Below are 24665 nucleotides of genomic sequence, written 5' to 3'. Positions count from 1 at the left end.
GTACGTTTCTGATGGCCCGTCAGATTCAATTCCACAAGCAGGCTAGCCCCGCGCCTATGGACCGACAAGGCGCCGAGCCCTACGCTCTGCCCACGATCTGACTGCCTGTCAGTTACAGAGGTCGAAGTGACCGACCACAGGGGGTCGAAGTGACCGACACCGCACACGCCCTGAGCTCCGCGCGCACACTGTGGGAACTGGTCGAGCGCCGCGCCGACCTCACCCCCGACCGGCCCGTCCTGCTCCAGGGCGACCGCTCCCTGAGCTTCGGCGAGCTGCGCGACCGCGCCGAGCGGGTGGCGGCGGGCCTCCACGACAAGGGCGTACGGCCGGGCACGGTGGTCGCCTGGCAGCTTCCCACCCGGATCGAGACCGCCCTGCTGTCCTTCGCCCTGGCCCGCGTCGGCGCCGTGCAGTCGCCGGTGATCCCCTTCTACCGCGACCGTGAGGTCGGCTTCGCGCTGCGGGAGTCGAAGGCCGAGTACGTCGCCGTACCGGGCCGGTGGCGCGGCTTCGACCACACCGCGATGGCACACCGGCTGGACGCGAAGAACGTCTTCGAGGCGTACGACGATCTGCCCGACGGTGATCCCGCCGTCCTGCCCGGCCCGCCCTCGGACGGCACCTCCGTCCGCTGGATCTACTGGACCTCGGGCACCACCTCCGACCCCAAGGGTGTGCTGCACACCGACCGTTCGCTGATCGCGGGCGGCTCCTGCCTCGCCCACGCGCTGCGGCTGTCCGGGAGCGACGTCGGCTCGATGGCCTTCCCGTACGCGCACATCGCCGGGCCCGACTACACGGTGATGCTGCTGCTGTACGGCTTCCCGGCCGTGATGTTCGAGCACTTCGCGCTGCCCGCCGCCCTGGAGGAGTACCGCAGGCACGGCGTGACGGTGGCGGGCGGGTCGACCGCCTTCTACTCGATGTTCCTCGCCGAACAGCGCAAGCAGCCCGGGGAGCCGGTCATTCCCACGCTGCGGCTGCTCGCCGGCGGCGGGGCCCCGAAGCCGCCCGAGGTCTACCACTCCGTCGTCCGGGAGATGGGCGTACAGCTCACCCACGGATACGGGATGACCGAGGTCCCGATGATCACGATGGGCGCGCCGGACGACACTGCCGAGAACCTGGCCACCACGGAGGGCAGGCCCCCGCAGGGCATGGAGATACGGATCGTGGACGCGGCGGGCGCCGCCCGGCCGTGCGGTGTCGACGGTGACGTGCGGCTCAGGGGGGAGGCCGTCTGCCAGGGATATCTGGACCCGGAACAGACCGCGGAGGCGTTCGACGCGGACGGGTTCCTGGTCACCGGGGACGTGGGGCATCTGACCGGGAGCGGTCACCTCGTCCTGACCGGCCGGGTGAAGGACATCATCATCCGCAAGGGCGAGAACATCTCCGCGAAGGAGATCGAGGACCTGCTGCACCGGCACCCGGCGGTCGGCGACGCCGCCGTGATCGGACTGCCCGACGCCGAACGCGGGGAACGCGTGTGCGCGGTGGTGGAACAGCCGCCGGGTGCCCCGGAGCTGACGCTGGCCGCGGTGACGTCGTACCTGCGCGGGGAAGGGCTGTCCGTGCACAAGCTGCCGGAGCAGCTGGAGGTCGTGGACGCCCTTCCGCGCAACGAGACGCTACGGAAGGTGCTCAAGTACCGGCTCAGGGAGCGTTTCTCGGGGTGAGGCCCGCCCGACGGGCCGCTCCGGCTACTCCGGGACGGTGAAGTAGCGGGCGAACCCGCTCACGATCTCCGTCTCGCCGATCCGTCCGTCGGTGTCCGCGTCCAGGGCGGCGGCCACGGTGGCGGCGATGCCGTCGCCCACTCCCAGGGCCCTGAGGACGCGCGTGGTCTCCTCGACCGTGGCCGCGCCGTCCCCGTCGGTGTCCGCCACGGCGAGGGCCGCGTGCAGGAAGGGGCGGGCGATCTCGGCGAACCGGTCGGGGTTGTCGCGCAGCCGCTTGACGGCGCCGCTCACGAACTCCTCGCGCGTGATCCGCTGGTCGCCGTCCCGGTCCGCTATCCCCGCCATGCCCTGCCAGAACGCCTCGGCCCCGATGTAGAGGGCCTGACCCTTGTCCGACCGGGCCGGCGTGCCGAACTCGGCGAGGACCGCCTTGGTCGCGGCGTTGAAGTCCTCCCGGTCGATGTAGCCGTTGCCGTCCTGGTCGAAGCCGGCGAACCGGGCGGCGATCCTGCGCTCGTACTCGGAACTGACCATGGTGTGTCGGACCGCCTCACTTCTCAGCCGGCCTCGGCCGGACTGCGGTTCATCTGGGACGGAGCGTACGACGCCCGAACCGTCCGGGGCGCCGGAAAGCGACGGTTGTACCAAGACCGAAAGAATTCCGGGACAACGGCGTGCTGGTGTGCCGCGCGGTGATCAGGTGCTGTCGCTCCGGGCGAGGGGCCAGAGCCAGGGGTGGGGAAGGGGAGGCGCGGGCCGTGACCGGGCCGCGACCGGGCCGTCAGGCCGACAGCGGGCGGGACTCCTCGTCCGTGGCCGCGTCGACGTCTGGGTACACGTCGAAGAGCCGGCGCACGCCGAGGGCCCCGAGGACGCGGTTCACGTGGGAGCCGTCGACCGCGCCCTGAGCGGGCAGGATCAGCCGCAGACGCCCCCGGCAGGAGCGCATGAGACGGCGGGCGGCGATCAGGACCCCGACGCCGCTGGAGTCGCAGAACACGACCTCGGACAGGTCCAGGACGACGCTGTGCCGGCCCGCCGCCACCACGTCGTGGACGTTCTGGCGCAGCGCCGGCGACGTCACGAGGTCGAGCTCGCCCGACACCCGCAGCACGGCCCACTCGCCCTCGTGGCGGCGCGGAACGTCCGAACCGCCCGTACTCCCTCTCCCCGTACCGTCCGCGCCGCTCTCGCCGTCGGTCACGTCGGGCACGTCGGTCACGTGCGTCACCTTGAGCGTCACCGCCACGCCTCTCGCTCGCCTCGCCCAGCAGAAACGGAAGCACTCCGTACGCTTCCTTCCAGCGCGGCTGCCCCGCCGTAGTTCCATGAAACACGGATCCCGCCAGGAAGAAACGCCTGTCTACGGTCGAAAATGCTTCACGAGGGTTCTCTTTCGGTCGCATATGGCCAATTGCGATCAGGTACGAGGGTGGAACGGGTGCGCTTCTACCATCCACGGCCCGCCGAGGGGCGCACATTGACGCAAAGGGGCGTGCGCTGTCGGACGTGCCGACTACATTCAAGACAGCGGGTGCGCACAGGCTGGACGGCAGCAACCGCATGGCTGGACAGCGACAGGGGACACGGTCGGTACACCGGCCGGACGCAGGGACGGGCGCCGGGCACGACCAGGGGTGAGGGGGCCGTATGGCGACGCAGGACGCACCGCCCCGCTGGGACCGCAGGATGCAACAGCGGCTCTCGCGCGGGGAGGCCGCCGCGCTCGGCGAGCTCTACGACCGGTTCGCCTCGCTCGTGCACGGTCTCGCCCATCGTGTGCTCGGGGACGAGCGGGCCGCCGACGGGATCACCCGCGAGGTCTTCACCCATGTCTGGGAGAACCCCGACGCCTACGACCCCAAACAGGGCCCGCTGCGTTCCTGGGTCGCCACCCTGACCCACCGGCTGGCCGTGCAGCGCCTGCGCGCCACCGAGACCGCCGCGCTCGCCCGGAGCGGCGACGGCACCGCCGAGGAGCTGGAGCGCAAGGTGCGCAGCGCGTCCGTCGCCGCCCGCGCGGACTACATCGTCACGTCCATGCCCACCCCGCTGCGGACCGCTCTGGAACTGGCGTACTTCCAGCGCCGCGACTACCGCCAGGCGGCCGCCGATCTCGGCGTCACCGAGGACGAGGCCCGCCGCCGGCTGCGCCTCGGCCTCCAGCTGCTGTCCACCGCCCACGACACCGGGCCCGCCGCCGCACCGCCGGAACCCGGGGGTGCGGTGTGAGCGGGGAACCTGGCCGGTTCGCATCGTTCGACGACGAGGAGGGGCGCGCGGACGGGCACGAGGACGTGCACGGGAACACGGACGAGAACGAGGACGGGCACAGCGGCATGCACGAGGACGGGCACGAGGACGCCGACGGCGCCGGACGGGGGCCGGGCGGGCCGCCGCGCATCCCGCCGCCACGCGCCTCCGTGGAGGACACCGGGCTGCCGCTGCCCGAACCCGCCGCCCCCGGCCCCGCGCCGCTGGTCCTCGAACACCGGGTCCTGAAGTCGCTGCTCGGCGCGTGGGCGCTGGCCGCCTGCTCGGCGGACGAGACGAGTGCCGTCGAGGACCACCTCGGGGACTGCGGCTCGTGCGCGGACGAGGCGCTGCGGCTGCGCGAGGCGGTCGGGCTGCTGCACCCGCCGGAGAGCCTCGACCTGGACCCGACGCTGCGCACCCGTGTCCTGACGAGTTGCCTGGACCGGCGCCCGCCGCGCATCCCGGTACCCGAGTGGGCCGCTCCGTACGACGCGGAGACCGCCCGTCTCGACGCCCTGCTCCAGGACATCGGCGGCTCCGAATGGCACGCGCCCGTGCGGCTGCGCTGGTTCGAGGGCGACGGGCCCGTGAGCCGGCGCACGACCGTCGCCGGGGTCATCGCCCATCTGCTGAGCGTCGACGGACTGGTCGCCGTCGCGCTGGGTCTGGACGACCCGCTCGGCGGGTCCGACGCGAAGCGGCCGTCACCGCAGGAGCGCACCGAGGCGTACTGGCGCTCCTCGCGCGTCCCGCCCACCTGGTCCGTGCGCGGACCCTGGCGGGAGCAGAGCCACGGCATCGTGCGGACCGTGTCGTTCGTGGAGGAGGGCGCCCCGGCCGCGGGCGGGGTCGCCGGCGGGGAGGCCTCCGGGCGGCTCACCGTGCCGTACGGCGGTTTCGAGCTGCCGCTCAGCGACTCGATGCTGGACCGGGCCTTCGAGTGCTGGGTGCACGCGGGGGACATCGCCGACGCGGTGGACTACCCGTACGAACCGCCCGCTCCCCGGCATCTGCACCGGATGATCGACCTGGCCGCGCGGATGCTGCCCGTCTCGCTCGCCGAGCGGCGCCGGGCCGGGCTGTCGGCCCGGTCGGCCCGGCATCTCGTCGCGGCGGGTGCTCCGGGGCGCAGCCTGCGCCTGGAGATCGAGGGCTCCGGGGGCGGCGAGTGGCTCATCCCGCTCGACTCGCCCGGTGCCGTCGGCTCCGCCGATCACGAGGTGGCCCATGTCGCGCTGGACGGGGTGGAGTTCTGCCGCCTGGCCGCGGGCCATGTGTCGCCGGAGGAGGCGGCCGCCGGACAGGACGGCGACCGCGACGTCATCAGGGACGTACTGTCCGCGGCGGCATCACTGAGCCGCATGTGACCCGACCGTCAGGCGGTCGGGCGGTCGGGCGGTCAGGCGGTCAGGCGGTCAGGCGGTCAGGCGAAAACGACCGTCCGGCGCCCGTTGAGCAGGATGCGGCGCTCCGCGTGCCACTTCACGGCGCGGGCGAGCGCCTGGCACTCCACGTCACGGCCGATGGCGACCAGCTGGTCGGGGGTGACGTCGTGGCCGACCCGCTCGACCTCCTGCTCGATGATCGGACCCTCGTCGAGGTCGGCGGTGACGTAGTGCGCCGTCGCGCCGATGAGCTTGACCCCGCGGGCGTGCGCCTGGTGGTACGGCTTGGCGCCCTTGAAGCTCGGCAGGAAGGAGTGATGGATGTTGATGATGCGGCCGCTGAGCTGCTTGCACAGGTCGTCCGAGAGGACCTGCATGTAGCGGGCGAGGACGACCAGCTCGACGCCCTTCTCGCGCACCAGCTCCAGCAGCTGCGCCTCGGCCTCGGCCTTCGTGTCCTTCGTCACCGCGATGTGGTGGAAGGGAACGTCGTACGACCCCACCAGTTCCGCGAAGTCGGTGTGGTTGGAGACCACCGCGGCGATGTCGACGGGCAGCGCGCCGATCCGCGCGCGGAAGAGCAGGTCGTTCAGGCAGTGGCCGAACTTGCTGACCATGAGGACGACCCGCATCCGGTCCTCGGCCCGGTGGATCTGCCACTCCATGTGGAAGGCGTCGCCGATCGCTGTGAAACTCGCCCGCAGTTTCTCCACAGTCACCGGCGACTCCGCCGAGAAGTGGACGCGCATGAAGAACAGACCCGTGTCGTGGTCGCCGAACTGCTGGCTGTCCTCGATGTTGCAGCCGGTCATGAACAAGTAGCTCGACACGGCGTGCACGATGCCCTGCTTGTCGGGGCAGGACAGCGTCAGGACGTACTGCTCGGCGGCGGGCACGGTCTCGCGGACGGACGGCTCATTCATGCCGAACAGCGTTTCATATCAAGCGCCCGCACAGGAGTGCCGTTCCGCCACCCGGACGCCGCCCAGGGCAGGGCACGGCACGGCCGCCGGGCCACCGGCCCGACGGCTCAGGCGGACCGCGTCAGGATCCTCAGGACCTCGAGGGTGCGCGGAGGCGTGTCCGGGTCCTCTCCGTCGCTCGACGCCAGGCGTACGTGCGCGGCTCGCGCGGCCTGGAGGGCGTCCGGCCACGCCTGGTGGTCGAGATAGGCGGAGACCGGCGCGTCGGGCCCGACCTGGTGCATGATCCGCAGGACCCGCAGGACGGCACTGTCCACGAGGGCCGCCTCCTGGGAGTCCCGGAAGATCGTGCCGACGTATTTCTCGGCCGACCAGTTGTCCAGCCAGGTGTCCTCGACCAGGCGGTACACGGCGTCGGTGACGTCGCCGTATCCGTCGACGCCGGCGAGCCAGACGTCTCTCTGGAAGGCGGGGTCGGAAAGCATGTGCAGCGCGGAGCGCACATTGCTGCGCCAGCGCCACCACGGCATGTCGTTCAGTGGCATGCCGCCCATGGTGGATGAGCGACGGCCACGGCGGGAAGAGTTCTCCGAGTCTTGCACGGTCACCGATCGTACGTTCCCTGTGAAAAACAGTTCATCGACCCCTGCAATTCACCTCTGCGTCACCTGGTGTCGACCGCGGGTCACACAACGGTTCTCGGTGTGGGGGAATCGTGCATGCCCATGACCGGTAGGCGACGTACTCGCACCACCTCCCCCACTCCGCCCCGGCCCCGCAAGGCCAAGCTGCTGTACGCGAGCGCGCTGGTCGCGTGCGCGTCGGTCGCCGTCGGATGCGGGGTCATCCCTGGTGCCACGGGGGGCTCCGGGGATGGCCCCGTCAAGGTGATGACCTGGGCCCCCGAGAAGACCAACGCGACGAACAAGCCCGGAATGCCGGCGCTGGCGAAGGCCTACGCGCGCTGGGTCAACGCCCACGGCGGCATCAACGGGCGCCGCCTGGAGGTCCTCACCTGCAACGACCACAACGACTCGGTCGCCGCCGCGCACTGCGCCGCGCGGGCCGCCGACGAGGATGTCGTCGCGGTCGTGGGCTCCTACAGCCAGCACAGCCGGGCGTTCCTCGCCCCGCTGGAGAGTGCGGGCATCCCCTACATCGGCGGCTTCGGCGTCACCGACGACGAGTTCACCAGCCCCATCTCCTACCCCGTCAACGGCGGACAGGGCGTCCTCCTGGCGGGCCTGGGCAAGCAGCTCGGCAAGAGCTGCGGCCCCGTCTCGCTCATACGCCCCGACACCATCGCCGGTGACGAGCTGCCGGTACTGCTCGACGCCGGCCTGAAGGCGCTGGGCCACCCGCAGGCCGCGGACCAGCGGGCGGCCGAGGACGCCACCGAGTACTCCCGGCCGACCCAGCTCGCGCTCGAGCACGCGACCTCCGACCCGAGCCGGCAGGGCTGTGTGGTCCCCGCGCTCGGTGACCGCACGAACACCTTCATGGACTCCTTCCGGCGCGATGCCGAGGACTACCGGAAGGTGCACACCGGTACGGTCATCGGCAACATCGACCAGTCGCTGATCAACGCCACCGGCGGCAAGTCGGGCCCCTACGAGGGGTCGTACGTCACCGGCTGGTACCCCACCGCCGACGACGCGCGCTGGAACCCGATGCGCGCGGTGATCAAGGAGCAGGCCTTCGGCGACAACCGGATCGATCCCGGCGACGCCGGGGTGCAGACCACCTGGATCGCCTACACCGTGCTGAAGAAGTCCATCGAGGCCCTCGGCGCGGGCGAGGTCTCGGCGCTCACCCTCCGGCGCGAGCTCGACAACGGCCTCAAGGTGGACACGGGCGGGGTCACGCCGCCCCTCAGCTGGCGCTTCGACGCGGAGACCGCGGCCGCGGACTTCCCGCGCCTGGTCAACGCCGACGTCACCTTCCAGGTCATTCGCGGCGGTCAGCTCACCTCGCAGGGAAGCAAGTTCGTCGACATGGCGAAGACCCTGGCCACAGCGGAGCAGTAGCCGGCCGGAAGCGGGACCCCGCACACGACGAAGCCCGGTCTCCTCACCGTTCGGCGAGGAGACCGGGCTTTCGTGCTGGTGCCCCGGCAGGCAACGTCTGCCCGTCAAGGAGCGGCGTCATGGGGGTCCCCCTGCTCGAAGAGCTTGGGGGAGCGTGCTGGACGCCGCGACGGGGCGAACGCTGCCTGCCGGGGCACCAGGTCAGAGCTGGGAGCGGGTCCGCTGCGTCAGGCCGTACTTGGACGCGATGGAGTTCCACAACTGCGCGGCCTTCTCCTTCTGGGCGGAGGCCGTGCCGCTGGCCCGATCGCCCGCCTGGGTCTGCCCGGTGGTACGCGCGTTGCCCTTGCGGCAGCCCTTCTTGTCGTTGGCGACCTGGTCGGCCCAGGCCGCGTAGTGACTGTCGGCCGAGGCGGAGGCCTTCCAGCCGCTGTTGAGGGCGGCGGTCAGCTCGTCGTGGTTCGGCAGCTTGTCGACCGTGAGGCCGGAGAGCCGGGTGACCAGTTCCCCGCGCTGCTTGGCCGCGTTCCGCAGATCGACGGCCGCCTGGCCGAGGTTGTCGCACGCCTTCACGTTCGCCACGGCGTTGATCACCGAGCCGCGGCTGCTGGTGCTGTCCGCGAGGAGCTTGTCCAGTTCGACGGCCTGCGCCTTCACCGCGTCACCGGCGGGCGCCGACGAACCCGCCGTCGCGGGCGCGGTCGCGGCCACCGTCTTGCCGGTGTCGTCCTTGCCGTCGTCGCTGCCGCCGCCTCCGCTGAGCAGGGCGCCGGCGCCGACACCGAGCACGATGATGCCGATGCCGACGGCCGCGATCACCGGGACGCGCGAGCCCCTGCGGCCACCGCCGCCGCCTCCGTCACCGGCGGCGGGGCCACCACGCCGTCCGCCCGCCCGGCCGCCGGGAGCACCCGGCGCCGGCTGGGCTCCGTACATGTCACCCGCGCCGTACGGGGCCTGCGGGGCGCCCGCGTCGATACGGGGCAGCATCTGCGTCGACCCGGCCACCTCCGGCTCGCTGCGGAAGAGACTGTCGAACTCCGCCGGCGGCTGCCGATCCTCGGGCGCGCCGGAGGGCATCCCGAAGGACCCTGACGGCTGCGCGGGCACGGGCGGGATGTACTGCGTGGCGTCGGCGTCCGAACCGGCGCCGCCCTGCGCCGGCTGCCCCAGGTACTGCGGCGCGCCGGTGTGGATCTCCGGCGGCAGAGCGCCCGGCCCCACCGGCGGGATGAACTGGGTGGCGCCCTCGTCCGGCGCGGCGGCGACCGGCGGGATGAACTGCGTCGCCCCCTGGTCGCCACCCGGGGCAGCCGGTATGTACGGAATGTACTGAGTGGCGCCGTCCTCGCCGCCGGCCGGGAGCTGAACCCCGGGGCCGGCGTGCCCGCCCTGCTGCCCCTGGACCCCGTAGGAGCCGTAGCCGTCGTACCCGGCGGCGGCGTGCGAGCCGTGCGCCCCCGGCGCGTAGCCGCTCTGGGCGCCGTAGCCCGAGGACGGCGCGCTCTCGGGCGGCAGCGGTGCAGAGCCGGATCCCGGCGCGCCGAAACCCTGCGCCTGCTGTGCGCCGTGCGGGTCCGCCGCCGGCCAGCCCTGGGAATCGGAGGGCGCGGAGGCACCCCACGACGGAGCGGCGTTCGCGGGCGCACCCCAGCCGTCGGCGGACTGCGGAGCCGGGGCGGCCGACTGGTCGGGGCCCCACTGCCCACCCCAGGCCGGGCCACTGGCCGGGGTCACACGGTCGCCCGTCGTGCCCGGCAGCATCGGCTCGCTACCGTCGGAGGGCAGCACGATGCCTTCGCGCGCGGGCCGCGCCGAGGGCTCCTCGCCCTGTCCACTCTGCGTCACCGGGACTCCTACGAATGGGGGACCTTCGGAATCATCGGCTCACGCTACCGGGTCCCCACAACCCGGTGCTACGCAGCACCTGCGGTGACCGCGGTGCCTTGTGACATGGGTAACGAAACCGCCCCCGAATGCGCTGTATCTCACTCCTCTCCCTCACGGCGCCCCCGTTTTCCCGGCGTTCACTCCCGTACGGGCCATATGTTCATGAGCACGGGACCGGAGGACGCGGAAGCGAAATGATCACACCCCGTACCCGCGGCCGCCGCCCGACGCCCCCGGGCTCCCGTGCCCGGGTCCCGCACCGGATCGCACACACCCCCGCGCGCGGACCGCGGTCCGGCCGGGGGCGCACGCGGCGTGCGCCCCCGGCCGGCCCACACCGTCCGGCCGCACCGGACGACACACCTTCAACTCAGGCTCCCGAAGCCCCTCTCGTCCCCGAAATCCCCCAAGCCCCCCAGGACCCCCAGATCCCCCAGGCCCCATAGGCCCCTTAGGCCCCTTAGGCCCCTAGGTCCCCGACGTACGGTCACGCCGCCGCCTGCAATTCCATGCGCGCCCCGAACTCCCGCACCACGGCCTCGTCCTGGAACGGCTCCAGGCACTGCTGAAGGTCCTCCAGGTACTCGGCGCCGCGGTTGGAGCGGAGCGTGCCGAGAAGTTCGACGGCGCGCAGACCGGTGTGACAGGCCTGCTCCACCTCGCGCTGCTGGACCTGTGCCGTGGCCAGCAGGACATAGCCGATGGCCCGGCGGCGGGCGCGCGACTCGGGATGGCCGGCCAGGGACTCCTCGGCGCACCGCGCGGCGGCCTCGGCCTGGCCGAGGTCCCGGTGGCAGTGGGCCAGTTCGTCGGCCAGATAGGCCTCGTCGAAGTGCGCGATCCACGTCGGGTCGTCCCCGGACGCCGCGTCCGCGTTCTCCAGGGCCGTGACGGCCCGCCCGGACGCCACCTGCGCGGCGCGCGCGTCGCCCATCAGCGCGTGCCCCCGGGCCTCGGCGGCGAGGAACATCGACTCCGCCCGCGGTGTCACCCGCCCGCGCGCCCCTTCCTGGGCCGCGCGCGCCAACTGCGCGATCTCGCGCGGGTTGCCGAGCTGGGCCGCCAGGTGGCTCATGGACGCGGCGAGGACGTAGCCGCCGTAACCGCGGTCACCGGCCGCCTGCGCGAGCCGCAGCGCCTGGATGTAGTAGCGCTGGGCGAGCCCGGGCTGGCCGGTGTCGATGGCCATGTAGCCGGCGAGTTCCGTCAACCGGGACACGGCCGCGAACAGTTCGCGTCCGACCGCCTCACGGTAGGAGCCGGCGAGCAGCCCGGAGACCACGCTGTTCAGGTAGTGCACGACGACCGGGCGCACATGCCCGCTGCCGTACTGGTGGTCCAGGTCGACGAGGGCCTGGGTCATCGCGCGGACCGCCGCCACGTCCGAGAGCCCGACGCGCGGACCCGCGGACCGGGCCACCTGCGAGTCCGGCGACGAGATCAGCCAGTCACGGCTGGGCTCGACGAGCGCGGAGGCGGCGACGGACGAGCCGGACAGGAAGTCCCGGCGGCCCACGTCGCTGCGCCACAGCTCGCAGACCTGCTCGATGGCGCCCAGTATCGTCGGCGAGAACTGGAGACCGACACCGGACGCCAGGTTCTTGCCGTTGGCCATGCCGATCTCGTCGATCGTGACCGTCCTGCCGAGCTTGCGGCCGAGCGCCTCGGCGATGATCGCCGGAGCCCGTCCCCGGGGCTGCTGACCGCGCAGCCAGCGCGCGACGGACGTCTTGTCGTAGCGCAGATCGAGTCCGTGCTCGGCTCCGCACATGTTGACCCGGCGGGCCAGCCCGGCGTTCGAGCAGCCCGCTTCCTGGATGAGCGCCTGGAGCCGTTCGTTCGGCTGCCTGGCGATGAGAGGCCTTGCGGCCATGGCGTACCCCCTGTGGCTGCGGTGCCTGCCCACGCACCGAGTTGATGTGTCCTCACCGGCCGGTCGCACCGAAGGAAGCCGGCCACGAAGATCAATGCCCCGTAGACATGCCGAAGATGCGAGACATGTGAGGATTGCCGGGGTAAGGAAGGTCGCCCGGCCCCACCCCTGATTACCCGCTACCGGCTGCCGCTGCCCCCGCGCGCCCCCACACGTGCACCCATGCGCCCCAGGCGGGGAAACGATGCTCCTCCCCCGCGCGCGTGTCCCCCGTAACCCGGGGTGGACGCGGGAGTTGGGATCCACGTGGAAGAGACCATCGCAGGCACCGAGTCCGCACAGATCCCCCAGCAGCGTGGCGAATCGCTGCGGGACGCCGCCGTGCGCTATGCCGAGGAACGCCACTGGGACGTGTTCCCCGGCACCTGGCTGGAAGCGGCCGGCGGGGTGCAGCTCTGCTCCTGCGGCGAACCCGCCTGTGCCGTGCCCGGCGCGCATCCGGCGCGTGAGGACTGGGCGAGCCTGGCCACGGGCAGTGCGACCGTCGCGGGGCGGCTCTGGTCGATGCGGCCGACGGCGTCGATCCTGCTGCCCACGGGGCGTACGTTCGACACGATCGACGTGCCCGAGACCGCCGGGTTCCTGGCACTGGCCCGCATGCGGCGGATGGAGCTCACCCTCGGGCCGGTGACGTGCACCCCGGACCGTCGCATGCACTTCTTCGTGCTCCCCGGAGCCGTGGCGAAGACCCCCGACCTGGTACGGGCACTGGGCTGGCCGCCCGCCTCGCTCGATCTGACCACGCTCGGCGAGGGAGCCTATGTGGCCGCGCCGCCGACCCGGATCGGATCCCGGGGTGCCGTGCAGTGGGCCTGCCGGCCGACGCCCGCGAACCGCTGGCTGCCGGACGCGGAGGAGCTGATCTCGCCGCTGGCCTACGCCTGCGGACGCGACCGCGACCGGTAGGACCGGCGGAGGCCGGCAGCGACCGGCGGAGAACCGGAGGGGTCGGTGGAGGTCCGCCGGGACCGGTAGATCGACTGAGAGTCGGCCGAGACCGGTGGCGGGCGGGCCGGGGCGCTTAGGGTGCCTGTATGAGCGAGGGAGCGAAGGGCGGCGGCGTGCCCGCCGTACGTGTGCGGGGGCTCTGGAAGCGGTTCGGTGAGCAGGTCGCCGTGGCCGGGATCGATCTGGAGCTTCCCGCGGGGCAGTTCATCGGGCTCGTCGGGCCGAACGGGGCCGGCAAGACCACCACTCTCTCGATGGTGACCGGGCTGCTCAGACCCGATCACGGCACCGTCGAGGTCGTCGGTCACGACGTCTGGCGCGACCCGGCGGAGGTGAAGGCCCGGATCGGCGTACTGCCCGAGGGACTCCGGCTCTTCGAGCGGCTCTCCGGACGCGAACTGCTCGGGTACACCGGCCGGTTGCGGGGCCTGCCCGGCGCCGAGGTCGACAAGCGCGCCACCCAGCTCCTCGACGTCCTCGACCTCGCGGGCGCCCAGCACAAACTGGTCGTCGACTACTCGACCGGCATGCGCAAGAAGATCGGTCTGGCCTGCGCGCTCCTGCACAACCCCGAAGTCCTCTTCCTGGACGAGCCGTTCGAGGGGGTGGACCCGGTCTCCGCGCAGACCATCCGGGGCGTCCTGGAGCGGTACACCGCGTCCGGCGCCACCGTCGTCTTCTCCTCCCATGTGATGGAACTGGTCGAGTCGCTGTGCGACTGGGTCGCCGTCATGGCCGCCGGACGCATCCGCGCGCACGGTCCGCTCGCGGACGTGCGCGGCAGCGCCCCCTCGCTCCAGCAGGCCTTCCTGGAGCTGGTCGGCGCCCACGGCCGCGGCACCACGGCCGACCTGGACTGGCTGGGCGGCGGGGCTCCCCGGTGAGCGCCGGCACCGGCGTCTCCGCCGCGTCGATCACCCCCGTCGTCGTACGGCTGAAGCTGTCGCTCCTGCGCAACGGCCTGCGGCAGTCCGCCGGGCGGCGGGCCGCGTTCATCGCGTCCACGGTGCTCGTGCTGCTCTTCGCCGTGCTCCAGCTGCTCGGCCTGATCGCGCTGCGCGGCAACGCGCACGCCACCGCCGTCGGCGTCCTGCTCGTGGCGGTCCTGGCGCTCGGCTGGGCCGTGATGCCGCTGTTCTTCCCCGGCGGCGACGAGACGCTCGATCCGACACGGCTGGTGATGCTGCCGCTGCGGCCGCGGCCGCTCGTCCGGGCGCTGCTGGCCGCCTCCCTGGTCGGCATCGGGCCGCTGTTCACGTTCTGCCTGCTGCTCGGTTCGGTGATCTCGGTCGCCCACGGCGCGGCGGCGTACGCGACGGCGGTGGCCGCCCTCGTGCTGGCCCTGCTGGTCTGTGTGGCCCTCGCGCGGGCCGTCGCGGCCGCCAACATCCGGCTGCTGTCCAGCCGCAAGGGCCGCGATCTGGCGGTGCTCAGCGGACTGGTCGTCGCGGTCGGCGCCCAGCTGGTCAACTTCGGCGCCCAGCGGCTCGGTTCGGCGGGCGGGCTGTCGGAGCTGGACCCGGTGACGGACGTGCTGCGCTGGATCCCGCCCGCGTCGGCGATCGGCGCCGTGGACTCGGTGAGCGACGGATCGTACGGGGCCGGGATCCTCCAGCTCGCGCTGTGCGTGGCCGCCCTGGCGGGGCTGCTGGCGCTCTGGTCCCGTCATCTGACCCGGCTGATGACCTCGCCCGACGGGTCGACGCTCCAGGCCGCGGAGCCCGTGGGCCGCGAGCGCGGCTCGTCGGGGCTCGCGCGGCTGCTTCCGGCCGGGCGCACCGGCACGGTCATGGAGCGCAGCCTGCGGTACGTGTGGCGCGATCCGAAGACCAAGGCGGCCTGGGTGACCTCGCTGGCCATCGGTCTGATCGTGCCGGTGTTCAACGCACTCCAGGGCACCGGCTCGGTCTACTTCGCGTGCTTCGCGGCCGGGATGCTCGGGATCCAGATGTACAACCAGTTCGGGCAGGACACGTCCGCGTTCTGGATGGTGGCGCTGACGATCTCCTCGACCCGTGACGCGTACGTCGAACTGCGCGGGCGGGCACTGGCCCTGCTGTTGATCACCCTGCCGTACGCGACGCTCGTGACCACGGTGACGGCCGGACTGCTCGGCGCCTGGGAGAAGCTGCCCGAAGTCCTCGGTCTCTCCTTCGCGTTGCTGGGCGCGATGCTGGCGACCGGCGCGTGGTCCTCGGCCCGCTTCCCGTACTCGATCCCCCAGGAGGGCTACAAGAACGTGGCCCCCGGTCAGGCCGGTCTCGCCTGGATCGCCATCTTCGGCGGCCTGATCTCGGCCGCCCTGCTGGCGTCCCCCGTCATCGCCCTGACGATCTGGCTGAACGTGAGCGCCGACGGCGACGGCTGGACCTGGCTGCTGCTGCCCCTGGGCGCCGTCTACGGGGCGCTGATCACGCTGCTGGGGCTCCGGCTCGCGGCGCCCCGGACGGCGGGGCGGCTGCCGGAGATCCTGGCGGCGGTCAGCAAGGGGTGAACGTGCGCCGTTCCGGGCGCGGCCCCGCCAGGTGATCCGGGGGCTGCGCGCGAGGCACCGCTCACTCCTTCGCGGGTCGGTGCGTGTCTCCCTGGAAGGTGAGCTGAGCGGCCGAGACAGCGCACCGCACCGCAGGACTATTGGGCACAGCATGTGAACCAACTGTGAAGATCCCATGGACCTTCGTGATCATCTCGTGACGCGTCCGGGCGGCGACGGCCCTAGGGTCCGGTGAGGACTCCGTCCAGAAACGGCTCGATCGCGGCGCGCCACGCCTCGGGCCGGTCGTAGTGCACGAGGTGGCCGGCGTCCGCGACCTCGGCGTACTGGCCGCGCGGCAGGACCCGGACCATCTCCTGGGACTCGGCCCGGCCGAGCTCGCCGTCGAGGCCGCGTACGACCAGGGCGGGGCACTGGACCTGGGCGAGCTCTTCCCAGTGGGCGTCGTACACCCATGTCTGGCGGGACTTGAGCATCTGCTCCGGTTCGAAGACGGGGCGCCAGCCGTCGGGGGACTCGTGCATCACCTCGGCGTAGAACTCGCCGCGGGAGGGATTGCGGCGCTCCACCCAGGGGTCGTCCTCGCCGAACCACTTCCGTACGTCGGCGAGTGTGGCGAAGGGGACGGGCCAGGCCTTGAACCAGTCCTCCCATTCGCGCTGGGAGGCGGCGCCGAGCGCCGAGGCCCGCATGTCGCAGATGATCAGGGCGCGGACGAGGTCGGGGCGCTTGGCGGCGAGCTGCCAGCCGGTCAGCGCGCCCATCGCGTGGCCGACGACGACGGCCGGTCCGAGACCGAGCTGGTCGAGGGCGGCTTCGGCGTCCTCGACGTAGGCCTCACGGGTGTACTCGGCCTCCGGGGCCTTGTCGCTCTGGCCGTGACCGCGCTGGTCGAGGGCGACGGCTCGGTGCCGCTCGGAGAGCCAGCGGGCGGTGGGCGCCCAGTGCGAGGCACGGCCCATGAGGCCGTGCAGTAACAGCACGCCGGGCGCCTCGGACGCCTTCGGCTGCTCGTTCTTGGGAGGATCGGCGAACTCCCAGGCGGCCAGGCGTACACCGCCCGATCCCGTCACGTCGATGCGCCGCACCATCGGTAATGGCACCCCCCTAGCTCGCTCGGACCTCATTCCACCTCATCGTCACGTTATCGAATGGGGATTCGAAAATGGCCTTTCCGGCCGCAACACCCCTCGTTCGAGTGACCGCCCACAAGGATTGACCGCCGTCGCTCGGGGGAGATCTTCTGCGGGAGGCGGACCGCTCGGGGAAAACGGTCCGAAGGGAATGACCCTGGGAGCTCGGGGCTCCGGGTCAGCACAGGGGAGGACAGGCCCCGGCGCCGAACGGCGCCGGGGCCCTCTCCACATCTGCGGCACATCCTTACGCCCCCTCCCCGACCGTGCACCATCGCTCTCGGACACGGTCAAGAGCCCTCAGGTCATATGCCTCACGCGACAGCCTTGCACGCAAACGGTCCCGGCGCTGCGATTCCGCACACTGAATCTTCGTTTCGAGAAGGTCGCGAAGCCGTCACAACTGCCCCTGCTGTCACAGCAGTTGACACGCCCGTGGCAGTACAGGCCGGGTGCGTCCCACGGTGTCCGGCGTGCTCCCGGACGCCGACGTGGAGGTCAGCGACTGCCGGCCCCTCGGTCGGCGCCCGGGAACTGCCCCTCGCGGGTACCGGTGGCGCGGGTGGAACAAGGCCGGAATCCGGAACCGGGAATACCGGAGTCACGGATACCGGAAGTACGGCAACCGGCGGCACGGTTGCCGGTGGGCCCGCCGACCGTGTCAGCGCTTGGCGACGAACACATGAGAGGCAACGTCCGCCTCCAGCTCCGCGGCCTCGCCGCCGCTGCCGACGAGGACCCCGCCGGCCGACTCGGTCACGCTGACCACGGAGCCGGGCTGCACGCCCGCCCGCCGCAGCGTGTACATCAGCTGGGCGTCCGTCTGGATCGGCTCCCCGATCCGCCGGACGACCACGGTCTTGCCGTCCACACCCGGGTCCAGCTCGGACAGCGAGACCATGCCCTCGTCCAGGAACGGGTCCGCGCCGTCCTTCTCGCCCAGCTCCTCCAGGCCCGGGATCGGGTTTCCGTACGGCGACTCGGTCGGGTGGCGCAGCAGTTCCAGCACGCGCCGCTCCACCGCCTCGCTCATCACGTGCTCCCAGCGACAGGCCTCCGCGTGCACCTGCTCCCACTCCAGGCCGATGACGTCGACGAGCAGACACTCGGCGAGGCGGTGCTTGCGCATGACGCGGGTCGCCAGCCGCCGCCCTTCGTCGGTGAGCTCCAGATGCCGGTCGCTCGCCACCGCCACCAGACCGTCGCGCTCCATCCGCGCCACCGTCTGGCTCACCGTCGGGCCGCTCTGGTCGAGCCGCTCCGCGATCCGGGCGCGCATGGGGACAACGCCTTCCTCCTCCAGCTCGAGGATGGTGCGGAGATACATCTCCGTGGTGTCGATCAGTCCGGACATTCGTGCCCCTCGATTAGCTCTGCCGGAGACTCGATAGCCCACCGGCGTGTGCGCTGGCCCTGGACTCAATTCTGACGCATAGCACGGACAACCGTGCCTCGCCGTCGAAACCGCTTGACGGCGATCACCTCCACGATCCCCGCGGGCACGGTACCCGGCCGGCCCGCGGGCACCCTCGCCGCCGTGCTCGGGGCGCCCCCGGAAGCCGTATTGACAGGGCAGTGGTCCAGACCGCAACGTGATCCGCGACACGAGGGAGTACGGCCGCGCCGGGCGACCGGTTCAGCCGTCCGACCGCCCTGCGCCACCCGGCGCCGACGAGACGTCCGGACCGACGAGAGTTGTAAGGGGCTTCGCCGATGAGCGACAGCAAGCTTGCCGGGCAGTTCTTCGACGCCGCGATCGGCCTGCTGCGGCAGGTACGGGACGAGGACGCCGGGGAGATCGGGGCGGCCGGGAGCCTGATCGCGGACACCGTCGTGGACGGCGGCCGGCTCTTCGCCTTCGGCGCCGGCCACTCCTCGCTCGCCGCACAGGACATCGTCTACCGCGCGGGCGGCCTCGCCCTGATGAACCTGCTCGCCGTACCGGGAGTGGTGGGCGTCGACGTCATGCCCGCGACCCTGGGCTCCGCCCTGGAGCGCGTCGACGGGCTGGCGAGCGCGGTCCTGGACTGCAGCCCGCTGCGCTCCGGCGACCTGCTGGTGATCATCTCGCTGTCCGGCCGCAACGCGCTCCCCGTGGAGATGGCGATGAACGCCCGTGCTCTGGGGGTGAAGGTCATCGGCGTCACCTCCGTCGCCTACGCCACCGAGACGACGTCACGGCACGTGTCGGGCACCTACCTCAAGGACCACTGCGACGTCGTCCTCGACTCTCGGATCCCCGTCGGCGACGCGGAGCTGACCCTGGACTCCATCGAGGCACCCTTCGCCCCCGCCTCGACCGTCGTCACCTCGGCCCTCCTCCAGGCCGTCATGGCCACCGCCGCCGGAGCCCTCGCGGACCGCGGCATCGAACCGCCCCTGCTCCGCTCGGGCAACGTCGACGGCGGCCACGAGTGGAACGAACGGGTCATGACGGAGTACGGGGACCGGATCTTCTACCGGCGCTGAGGAGCCGGGTGCCCCGGGGGACAGGCCGCCGAGGGCGTGTCCCACGGCGGCCTCAGGACTTTCCCGCCAGCTCCTCCAGGTCCAGGGCCGTCGCGATCCGTACGGCCACGTCCTCCGCGTACATCGCGTCCGCGCGCTCGAACCGGCTGCGGCCCGCGCTCCGCAGGAACGTCACGACCCCCAGCGTCCGCCCGCGGCTGCGCAGCACCGCGCACAGGGCGTGCACGGAGTCCCGCGGCCACTGCCGGGCGAGAGCCCAGTCGCGCGCCTGTTCGACGTCGGCGGCGGCCGCGTCGGCCCGTACCGAACCGGCGCGGTCCACGCACTGGAGCGCGGGGTGCCCCTCCCCGTAGCGCAGGGGCAGTCCGGCCTTCCCGGTGATGTGGCTCGGCCCGGGTGCCCCGGCGGGCGTGGCGACCGTCCGTACGAGCAGCACGGGCCCCTCCCCGTCCGCCCGGCCGCCCCCGGCCACCCGGTCGACCAGGGCGTGGTCGGCGAAGCCGGCGAGGGCGAAGTCGAGGTGGACGGCGGCGGCCTCGCCCGGGTTCTCGCACTCGGCCGCGGCCCGCGCGGCGCGATGGAGCTGGTTGGCGCGGAAGCGCAGCAGCGCCGCCTCCTGCTCGGTCTGCTTGGCCTCGGTCACGTCCTGGAAGAGCCAGCCGACACCGAGCGGCACGGGTTCCTCCGCGAGCGGCGAGGCGAGCCGCACGAAGCCGCTGAGCCAGCACCGCCGCTTCTCGCCCTCCGGCGTGCGCAGGCCGACCCACATCTCCGCGGGGGCCGGCGGCGCGCCCTCGGACAGGACGTGGGTGAGGGCGCTCTCCAGTTCCTCGACGCCCCGGGAGAGCAGGTCCCCCAGGGGCCGGCCGAGGACGGAGCTGCGTCCGGTCCCGAGGGCCTGTGCGGCGTGCGCGTTGACCACGGCGGGCCGCAGGTCCGCGTCGACCAGGACCACGCCCCAGCCGGCGTCCTCGAAGAGCGCCTCGCTCAGGGCGATGGACCGTTCGAGGTCGATCTGGGTGTGCACCTCGCTGAAGGCGCAGTACACCCCGGCGGGCTTGCCCTCCGGGCCGCGGACGGCGGCGGACTGGGTGCGGACGAGCACCCTGCCGCCCTCCTTGGTGAGGAGGGCGAACTCGTGCACCTGGCGGCCGGGCGCCTCCATGGCGGACATCAGCCGGCCCTCGACCTCTTCGGCGTCCGCGGTCCGCACGGCCCAGCCTGCGAATCCGCGCCGCCCCACGGCCTCGGCCGCCGTCCACCCGAGAATGCGCTCGGCCTCGCGGTTCCAGTGGGTGAGGACCCCGTCGGCGTCGAAGGCGCACAGGGCCGCGTCCATGCCGTCCAACAACGCGGCAAGCAGATCGGAGCCGTCCGGCTCGGGCTCGTCCGGCCCCAGCTCGTCCGTGGTCCCACTACGCCGGGAAGCACTCACCTGGACCCCCTGCAGGCTGCGTCCGTGTGTACGGCGCGACAGTTCGCTCACTCACCACCATTCAACTCGAACGTGACCCAGCCCACACCTCGTTCCCCGAAGATGGGGGGAAATCGATGTACGCCGGATTTCCGCACCTCCCGCCCCAGAAGCCCCGGACCCGCGCCTCCCGCCCCAGGAGTCCCGGTCCCGCACCTCCCGATAAATCGCTTGAGGCTCCCGGGATGCCTTCCTAAAGTGGTTCTCACGTAGGAGAGGAGGTGGTTCGGCTCATGACGGAAACCCGGACATACGAGGTGGCTGCGGGCTAGCGGCCCGTTGTCGGACTCGGTTCGGCGCCGGACCAGCGTGTGTGAAGTGCGCGCAGCCGGCCCAATCCAACGCAGTCACCCGACCCGTGAGCTCGCCGGTGCGTCCGGCCGGCCCCGTCGCCGCGAGGCGGAGGGACCAGAGCTCACGGGTCGTCTGCGTTTTCGGCCCGCGCCCGCCTCCGGACGGACCTCCGAGCAATCGCGGACCGCCGAGTGATCCAGGCCACAGGTGGTTCGCGGGGAGAGCAGTACTCTGTGGCCATGCTTCCGATGCTCGTCCGACGCCGCCACGTGGATTTCGTGCGCGTCACGAGCATGGGCTGTCGGCGCTCAGCCTGACCCAGCCCCTTTCGCACGGCTTCTCCCCTTCACCCGGCACCCGTGGCCCCCGCCCCACCCCCGGCGGCCGTCCCGGGCACCCGTAGACCTCGCGGACGCACCTCATGACGACGAACACGTCTTCCACGCTCTCCACGCCTGCCCCGAACGGGCGGCCGGCCCCCTCGTACCAGCAGCTTCCGATCATCGACCTCTCGGCGGCCGACCGCGGCCCCCAGGCACGGGCGCTGCTGCACGCGCAGTTGCACAGCGCCGCCCACGACGTGGGCTTCTTCCAGCTCATCGGGCACGGAGTGACCGAGGCCGAGACCGGCGCGCTGCTGCGGGCCATGCACCGGTTCTTCGCGCTCCCCGAGGCGGACCGGCTGGCCCTCGACAACGTCGGCTCACCGCACTTCCGCGGGTACACGCGGACGGGCGACGAGCGCACCGGCGGCAGCCGGGACTGGCGGGACCAGCTCGACATAGGCGCCGAACGGCCCGCGCGGACGCCCCGCCCCGGTGAGCCCGCGTACTGGTGGCTCCAGGGCCCGAACCAGTGGCCGGCCGCGCTGCCGGAGCTGCGGACGGCCGCGCTGACCTGGATGGAACGGCTGAGCGAGGTCGCGGCCCGGCTGCTGCGCGAACTGCTGACCGCCATCGGGGCCCCCGCCGGCTTCTACGACCCGATCTTCGGCGAGCGGGCGCACCCGCACCTGAAGCTGGTGCGCTATCCGGGCAGCGCGGGCGACGGAGCCGATCAGGGCGTGGGCGCGCACAAGGACTACGGATTCCTGACGCTGCTGCTCCAGGACCGGGTCGGCGGGCTCCAGGTGCAGCGCGAGGACGGCCGCTTCCACGACGTGCCGCCGCTGCCGGGTGCCTTCGTGGTCAACCTGGGCGAGCTGCTGGAGGTCGCCACGAACGGGTATCTCCTGGCGACGAACCACCGGGTGGTGAGCCCGGCCGGGGCCACCGAGCGGTTCTCGGTGCCGTTCTTCTACAACCCGCGCCTCGACGCCCGGATCGAGCCGCTGCCCTTCCCGTACGCCTCGGCCGCGCCCGGCGTCACCGACGACCCGTCGAACCCGCTCTTCGCCGAGTACGGCTTCAACGAGCTCAAGGGCAAGCTGCGGGCGCACCCGCTCGCCGCCGCCCGTCACCACGCGGAGCTGCTCGCTCCGGCGTGATGACCGGCGGCCCGCACGAGGTCAGCGCGTGATGCCCTCGTGCCCCTCGATGTCCCCGACGGTGCGCGAGCCGGGGCCCACGTAGCGCGCGGAGGGGCGCACCAGGCGGCCGGTGCGCTTCTGTTCCAGGATGTGCGCCGACCAGCCCGCGGTACGGGCGCACGTGAACATGGACGTGAACATGTGCGCGGGGATCTCGGCGAAGTCCAGGACGATGGCCGCCCAGAACTCGACGTTCGTCGCGAGGACACGGTCCGGGCGGCGGGAGTGGAGCTCGGCGAGGGCGGCCTTCTCCAAGGCTTCGGCGACCTCGTAGCGGGGGGCGCCCAGCTCGCGCGCGGTGCGGCGCAGCACCCGCGCGCGCGGGTCCTCGGCGCGGTACACGCGGTGGCCGAAGCCCATCAGGCGCTCGCCGTTGTCGAGGGCGTGGCGGACGTAGGCGTCGGCGTCCCCGGTGCGCTCGATCTCCTCGATCATGCCGAGGACGCGGGAGGGGGCGCCGCCGTGCAGCGGGCCCGACATGGCTCCCACGGCTCCGGAGAGCGCCGCGGCGACGTCCGCGCCGGTCGAGGCGATCACGCGCGCGGTGAAGGTGGAGGCGTTCATGCCGTGCTCGGCGGCCGAGGTCCAGTAGGCGTCGACGGCGGCGACGTGCTTGGGGTCCGGCTCGCCGCGCCAGCGGATCATGAACCGTTCGACGACGGAGTGGGCCTTGTCGATCTCGCTCTGCGGGACCATCGGCAGGCCCTGGCCGCGGGCGGACTGGGCGACGTACGACAGGGCCATGACGGCGGCGCGGGCGAGGTCCTCGCGGGCCTGTTCCGCGTCGATGTCGAGGAGGGGTTTGAGGCCCCATACGGGCGCGAGCATGGCGAGCGCGGACTGCACGTCGACGCGGATGTCACCGGAGTGGACGGGGATCGGGAACGGCTCGGCGGGCGGCAGACCGGGGTTGAAGGCTCCGTCGACGAGGAGTCCCCACACGTTGCCGAAGGAGACATGGCCGACGAGATCCTCGATGTCGACGCCCCGGTACCGAAGAGCGCCGCCCTCCTTATCCGGTTCGGCGATCTCCGTCTCGAACGCGACGACTCCTTCGAGTCCGGGTACGAAGTCGGACATCAGGCGGCTCCTCGTGATGTTTACGACGGATGGTGTTGTCGGGGTTTGGGTGACCCTGCGTCCCTGTGGGGGCGACGGTCGACGGTGAGGCGCTTCGCCGGCCGGTTCCACGGTCATCTGCGAAGACTCCCGAATGCTCTTCGATCAGTCTGCGCCGACTCGCGGTCCGAAAGCGGTCACCCCGGTGATGCCCCGTACGGCTGGTCCTCCAACCGGAACGGCACCAGCACGATATCCCTGAGTGCCACCTTCCGGGAGAGCAAGCGGCACTGAGTGCCACCGCGTGACGAAGCACACCTGCCCGCACACCCGCCCCGGAAGGGGGCCCGGATGCGGCAGGATGAGACCGTGAACGATCGTTTCGCGGACGAATCCACGACCGAGCCCCTCATCCAGGCCGCGGCCGAGGCCGCCGAGGCCTCGCACGAGGAGATCGCCGCCGATCCCGCCTCCATGCGGGCGCACTACCGCGCCGAGGGACTCGACGAGGGTGACCTCGCCGCGCACCCCATGGCGCAGTTCTCCCGCTGGTTCGAGCAGGCGGCCCAGGCCGCGGTGCACGGTTTCGTGCACGAGCCGAACGCGATGGTCGTCTCCACGGCGGACGCCGAGGGCCGGCCCAGCTCGCGCACGGTGCTGCTCAAGCAGTACGACGACCAGGGCTTCGTCTTCTACACGAACTACGACTCGCGCAAGGCCCACGAGCTGGCCCGCAACCCGTACATCTCGCTGCTCTTCCCGTGGCACCCGATGGCCCGGCAGGTCATCGTCACCGGGACGGCACGGCGCACGGACCGGAACGAGACCGCCGCGTACTTCCGCACCCGCCCGCACGGCTCCCAGCTCGGCGCCTGGGCGAGCACCCAGTCCGCGGTCATCTCCGGGCGCAGCGAACTGGACGTCACGTACGCGGAGCTGGACGCCCGCTACCCGGAGGGCGAGCAGGTGCCGGTACCGCCGCACTGGGGCGGTTTCCGGATCGCCCCGCAGACGGTCGAGTTCTGGCAGGGCCGCGAGAACCGTCTGCACGACCGGCTCCGCTACGTGGCCGAGCCCGACGGCGGCTGGCGGATCGAGCGGCTCAGCCCCTGACGGCGGCGCCGGGACCGATGCCCCTGAACCCGGGCCGGCCGGGCACGGCCGCGG

20 protein-coding genes are annotated in these 24665 nt (G+C 72.2%); 10 read left to right on the top strand and 10 right to left on the bottom strand.

The window, feature by feature from the left end; translation table 11 throughout:
- Positions 1-149 precede the first annotated feature (149 nt).
- Positions 150-1682: a class I adenylate-forming enzyme family protein gene (locus tag OG780_RS23830; RefSeq protein ID WP_328451314.1), complete on the top strand. Its 1533-nt coding sequence runs from the start codon at positions 150-152 to the stop codon at positions 1680-1682.
- 24 nt (positions 1683-1706) lie between these two features.
- Here the strand turns inward: OG780_RS23830 and OG780_RS23825 are convergent, their stop codons facing one another.
- Together OG780_RS23825 and OG780_RS23820 are read right to left on the bottom strand one after the other, a co-directional pair.
- Positions 1707-2219 (bottom strand): EF-hand domain-containing protein, encoded by a 513-nt coding sequence (locus OG780_RS23825; RefSeq protein WP_326787135.1) that lies wholly within the window; start codon positions 2217-2219, stop codon positions 1707-1709.
- A 247-nt stretch (positions 2220-2466) separates the two neighbouring features.
- Positions 2467-2799, bottom strand: a complete 333-nt coding sequence (locus OG780_RS23820; protein WP_326790909.1) for an STAS domain-containing protein — start codon at positions 2797-2799, stop codon at positions 2467-2469.
- A 536-nt stretch (positions 2800-3335) separates the two neighbouring features.
- Here OG780_RS23820 and OG780_RS23815 point away from each other — a divergent pair.
- Together OG780_RS23815 and OG780_RS23810 are read left to right on the top strand one after the other, a co-directional pair.
- A complete protein-coding gene (locus OG780_RS23815) occupies positions 3336-3917 on the top strand; it encodes a sigma-70 family RNA polymerase sigma factor (protein ID WP_328451312.1) in 582 nt (193 codons plus the stop codon).
- A gap of 107 nt (positions 3918-4024) precedes the next feature.
- Entirely contained in the window at positions 4025-5308 is a 1284-nt protein-coding gene (locus OG780_RS23810; RefSeq protein ID WP_328458328.1) for a maleylpyruvate isomerase N-terminal domain-containing protein, read from the top strand.
- Between the two features lie 56 nt (positions 5309-5364).
- On the opposite strand, the gene purU is transcribed toward OG780_RS23810, so the two are convergent.
- Both purU and OG780_RS23800 read right to left on the bottom strand, forming a co-directional pair.
- Entirely contained in the window at positions 5365-6249 is an 885-nt protein-coding gene (gene purU, locus OG780_RS23805; RefSeq protein WP_328451310.1) for a formyltetrahydrofolate deformylase, read from the bottom strand.
- Positions 6250-6356: 107 nt separating this feature from the next.
- Positions 6357-6857, bottom strand: a complete 501-nt coding sequence (locus tag OG780_RS23800; protein WP_328451308.1) for an SCO4402 family protein — start codon at positions 6855-6857, stop codon at positions 6357-6359.
- 117 nt (positions 6858-6974) lie between these two features.
- On the opposite strand from OG780_RS23800, the gene OG780_RS23795 reads away from it, so the two are divergent.
- The gene (locus tag OG780_RS23795; RefSeq protein ID WP_328451306.1) at positions 6975-8276 is read left to right on the top strand and encodes an ABC transporter substrate-binding protein; all 1302 of its coding nucleotides are present in this window, start codon (positions 6975-6977) and stop codon (positions 8274-8276) included.
- Positions 8277-8477: 201 nt separating this feature from the next.
- On the opposite strand, the gene OG780_RS23790 is transcribed toward OG780_RS23795, so the two are convergent.
- Positions 8478-10124, bottom strand: coding sequence for a hypothetical protein (locus tag OG780_RS23790; RefSeq protein WP_328451304.1), 1647 nt, complete (start codon positions 10122-10124; stop codon positions 8478-8480).
- Positions 10125-10653: 529 nt separating this feature from the next.
- Entirely contained in the window at positions 10654-12039 is a 1386-nt protein-coding gene (locus OG780_RS23785; RefSeq protein WP_328451302.1) for a transcriptional regulator, read from the bottom strand.
- 306 nt (positions 12040-12345) lie between these two features.
- Between OG780_RS23785 and OG780_RS23780 the strand changes: the two genes are divergently transcribed.
- The 3 genes from OG780_RS23780 (at position 12346) to OG780_RS23770 (ending at position 15541) form a co-directional block, all read left to right on the top strand.
- On the top strand, positions 12346-13005 hold the full coding sequence (locus OG780_RS23780) for a bifunctional DNA primase/polymerase (RefSeq protein WP_328451300.1): 660 nt from the start codon (positions 12346-12348) through the stop codon (positions 13003-13005).
- 128 nt (positions 13006-13133) lie between these two features.
- Entirely contained in the window at positions 13134-13931 is a 798-nt protein-coding gene (locus OG780_RS23775; RefSeq protein WP_328451298.1) for an ABC transporter ATP-binding protein, read from the top strand.
- Positions 13928-15541, top strand: a complete 1614-nt coding sequence (locus OG780_RS23770) for a transporter (RefSeq protein WP_328451296.1) — start codon at positions 13928-13930, stop codon at positions 15539-15541. Before OG780_RS23775 ends, OG780_RS23770 begins: the two co-directional genes overlap by 4 nt.
- Before the next feature lie 221 nt (positions 15542-15762).
- On the opposite strand, the gene OG780_RS23765 is transcribed toward OG780_RS23770, so the two are convergent.
- Together OG780_RS23765 and OG780_RS23760 are read right to left on the bottom strand one after the other, a co-directional pair.
- Positions 15763-16632: an alpha/beta fold hydrolase gene (locus OG780_RS23765; RefSeq protein ID WP_328451294.1), complete on the bottom strand. Its 870-nt coding sequence runs from the start codon at positions 16630-16632 to the stop codon at positions 15763-15765.
- 703 nt (positions 16633-17335) lie between these two features.
- On the bottom strand, positions 17336-18028 hold the full coding sequence (locus OG780_RS23760) for a metal-dependent transcriptional regulator (protein ID WP_326787123.1): 693 nt from the start codon (positions 18026-18028) through the stop codon (positions 17336-17338).
- Between the two features lie 359 nt (positions 18029-18387).
- Between OG780_RS23760 and OG780_RS23755 the strand changes: the two genes are divergently transcribed.
- Positions 18388-19143 (top strand): SIS domain-containing protein, encoded by a 756-nt coding sequence (locus tag OG780_RS23755; protein WP_328451292.1) that lies wholly within the window; start codon positions 18388-18390, stop codon positions 19141-19143.
- Between the two features lie 52 nt (positions 19144-19195).
- Here the strand turns inward: OG780_RS23755 and OG780_RS23750 are convergent, their stop codons facing one another.
- Positions 19196-20578, bottom strand: a complete 1383-nt coding sequence (locus OG780_RS23750) for a PAS domain-containing protein (protein WP_328451290.1) — start codon at positions 20576-20578, stop codon at positions 19196-19198.
- Positions 20579-21332: 754 nt separating this feature from the next.
- On the opposite strand from OG780_RS23750, the gene OG780_RS23745 reads away from it, so the two are divergent.
- Positions 21333-22397, top strand: coding sequence for an isopenicillin N synthase family dioxygenase (locus OG780_RS23745; protein WP_328451288.1), 1065 nt, complete (start codon positions 21333-21335; stop codon positions 22395-22397).
- Positions 22398-22418: 21 nt separating this feature from the next.
- On the opposite strand, the gene OG780_RS23740 is transcribed toward OG780_RS23745, so the two are convergent.
- Complete coding sequence (locus OG780_RS23740) at positions 22419-23519, bottom strand: citrate synthase 2 (protein ID WP_328451286.1); 1101 nt, start codon at positions 23517-23519, stop codon at positions 22419-22421.
- 453 nt (positions 23520-23972) lie between these two features.
- On the opposite strand from OG780_RS23740, the gene pdxH reads away from it, so the two are divergent.
- Positions 23973-24611, top strand: a complete 639-nt coding sequence (gene pdxH / locus OG780_RS23735; RefSeq protein ID WP_328458326.1) for a pyridoxamine 5'-phosphate oxidase — start codon at positions 23973-23975, stop codon at positions 24609-24611.
- Positions 24612-24665: the final 54 nt, after the last annotated feature.

It is taken from the genome of Streptomyces sp. NBC_00386 (assembly GCF_036063235.1).
Classification (GTDB): Bacteria; Actinomycetota; Actinomycetes; order Streptomycetales; family Streptomycetaceae; genus Streptomyces.
Note: the sequence above shows the minus strand (reverse complement) of the source record. Positions and strands in the feature narration are given on the sequence as shown.

Coding starts and splice junctions, on each gene's coding strand:
- OG780_RS23825 (WP_326787135.1), bottom strand. CDS start 2,219: ATGGTCAGTTCCGAGTACGAGCGCAGGATCGCCGCCCGGTTCGCCGGC.
- OG780_RS23815 (WP_328451312.1), top strand. CDS start 3,336: ATGGCGACGCAGGACGCACCGCCCCGCTGGGACCGCAGGATGCAACAG.
- OG780_RS23810 (WP_328458328.1), top strand. CDS start 4,025: ATGCACGAGGACGGGCACGAGGACGCCGACGGCGCCGGACGGGGGCCG.
- purU (WP_328451310.1), bottom strand. CDS start 6,249: ATGAATGAGCCGTCCGTCCGCGAGACCGTGCCCGCCGCCGAGCAGTAC.
- OG780_RS23795 (WP_328451306.1), top strand. CDS start 6,975: ATGACCGGTAGGCGACGTACTCGCACCACCTCCCCCACTCCGCCCCGG.
- OG780_RS23785 (WP_328451302.1), bottom strand. CDS start 12,039: ATGGCCGCAAGGCCTCTCATCGCCAGGCAGCCGAACGAACGGCTCCAG.
- OG780_RS23775 (WP_328451298.1), top strand. CDS start 13,134: ATGAGCGAGGGAGCGAAGGGCGGCGGCGTGCCCGCCGTACGTGTGCGG.
- OG780_RS23765 (WP_328451294.1), bottom strand. CDS start 16,632: ATGGTGCGGCGCATCGACGTGACGGGATCGGGCGGTGTACGCCTGGCC.
- OG780_RS23760 (WP_326787123.1), bottom strand. CDS start 18,028: ATGTCCGGACTGATCGACACCACGGAGATGTATCTCCGCACCATCCTC.
- OG780_RS23755 (WP_328451292.1), top strand. CDS start 18,388: ATGAGCGACAGCAAGCTTGCCGGGCAGTTCTTCGACGCCGCGATCGGC.
- OG780_RS23745 (WP_328451288.1), top strand. CDS start 21,333: ATGACGACGAACACGTCTTCCACGCTCTCCACGCCTGCCCCGAACGGG.
- OG780_RS23740 (WP_328451286.1), bottom strand. CDS start 23,519: ATGTCCGACTTCGTACCCGGACTCGAAGGAGTCGTCGCGTTCGAGACG.
- pdxH (WP_328458326.1), top strand. CDS start 23,973: ATGCGGGCGCACTACCGCGCCGAGGGACTCGACGAGGGTGACCTCGCC.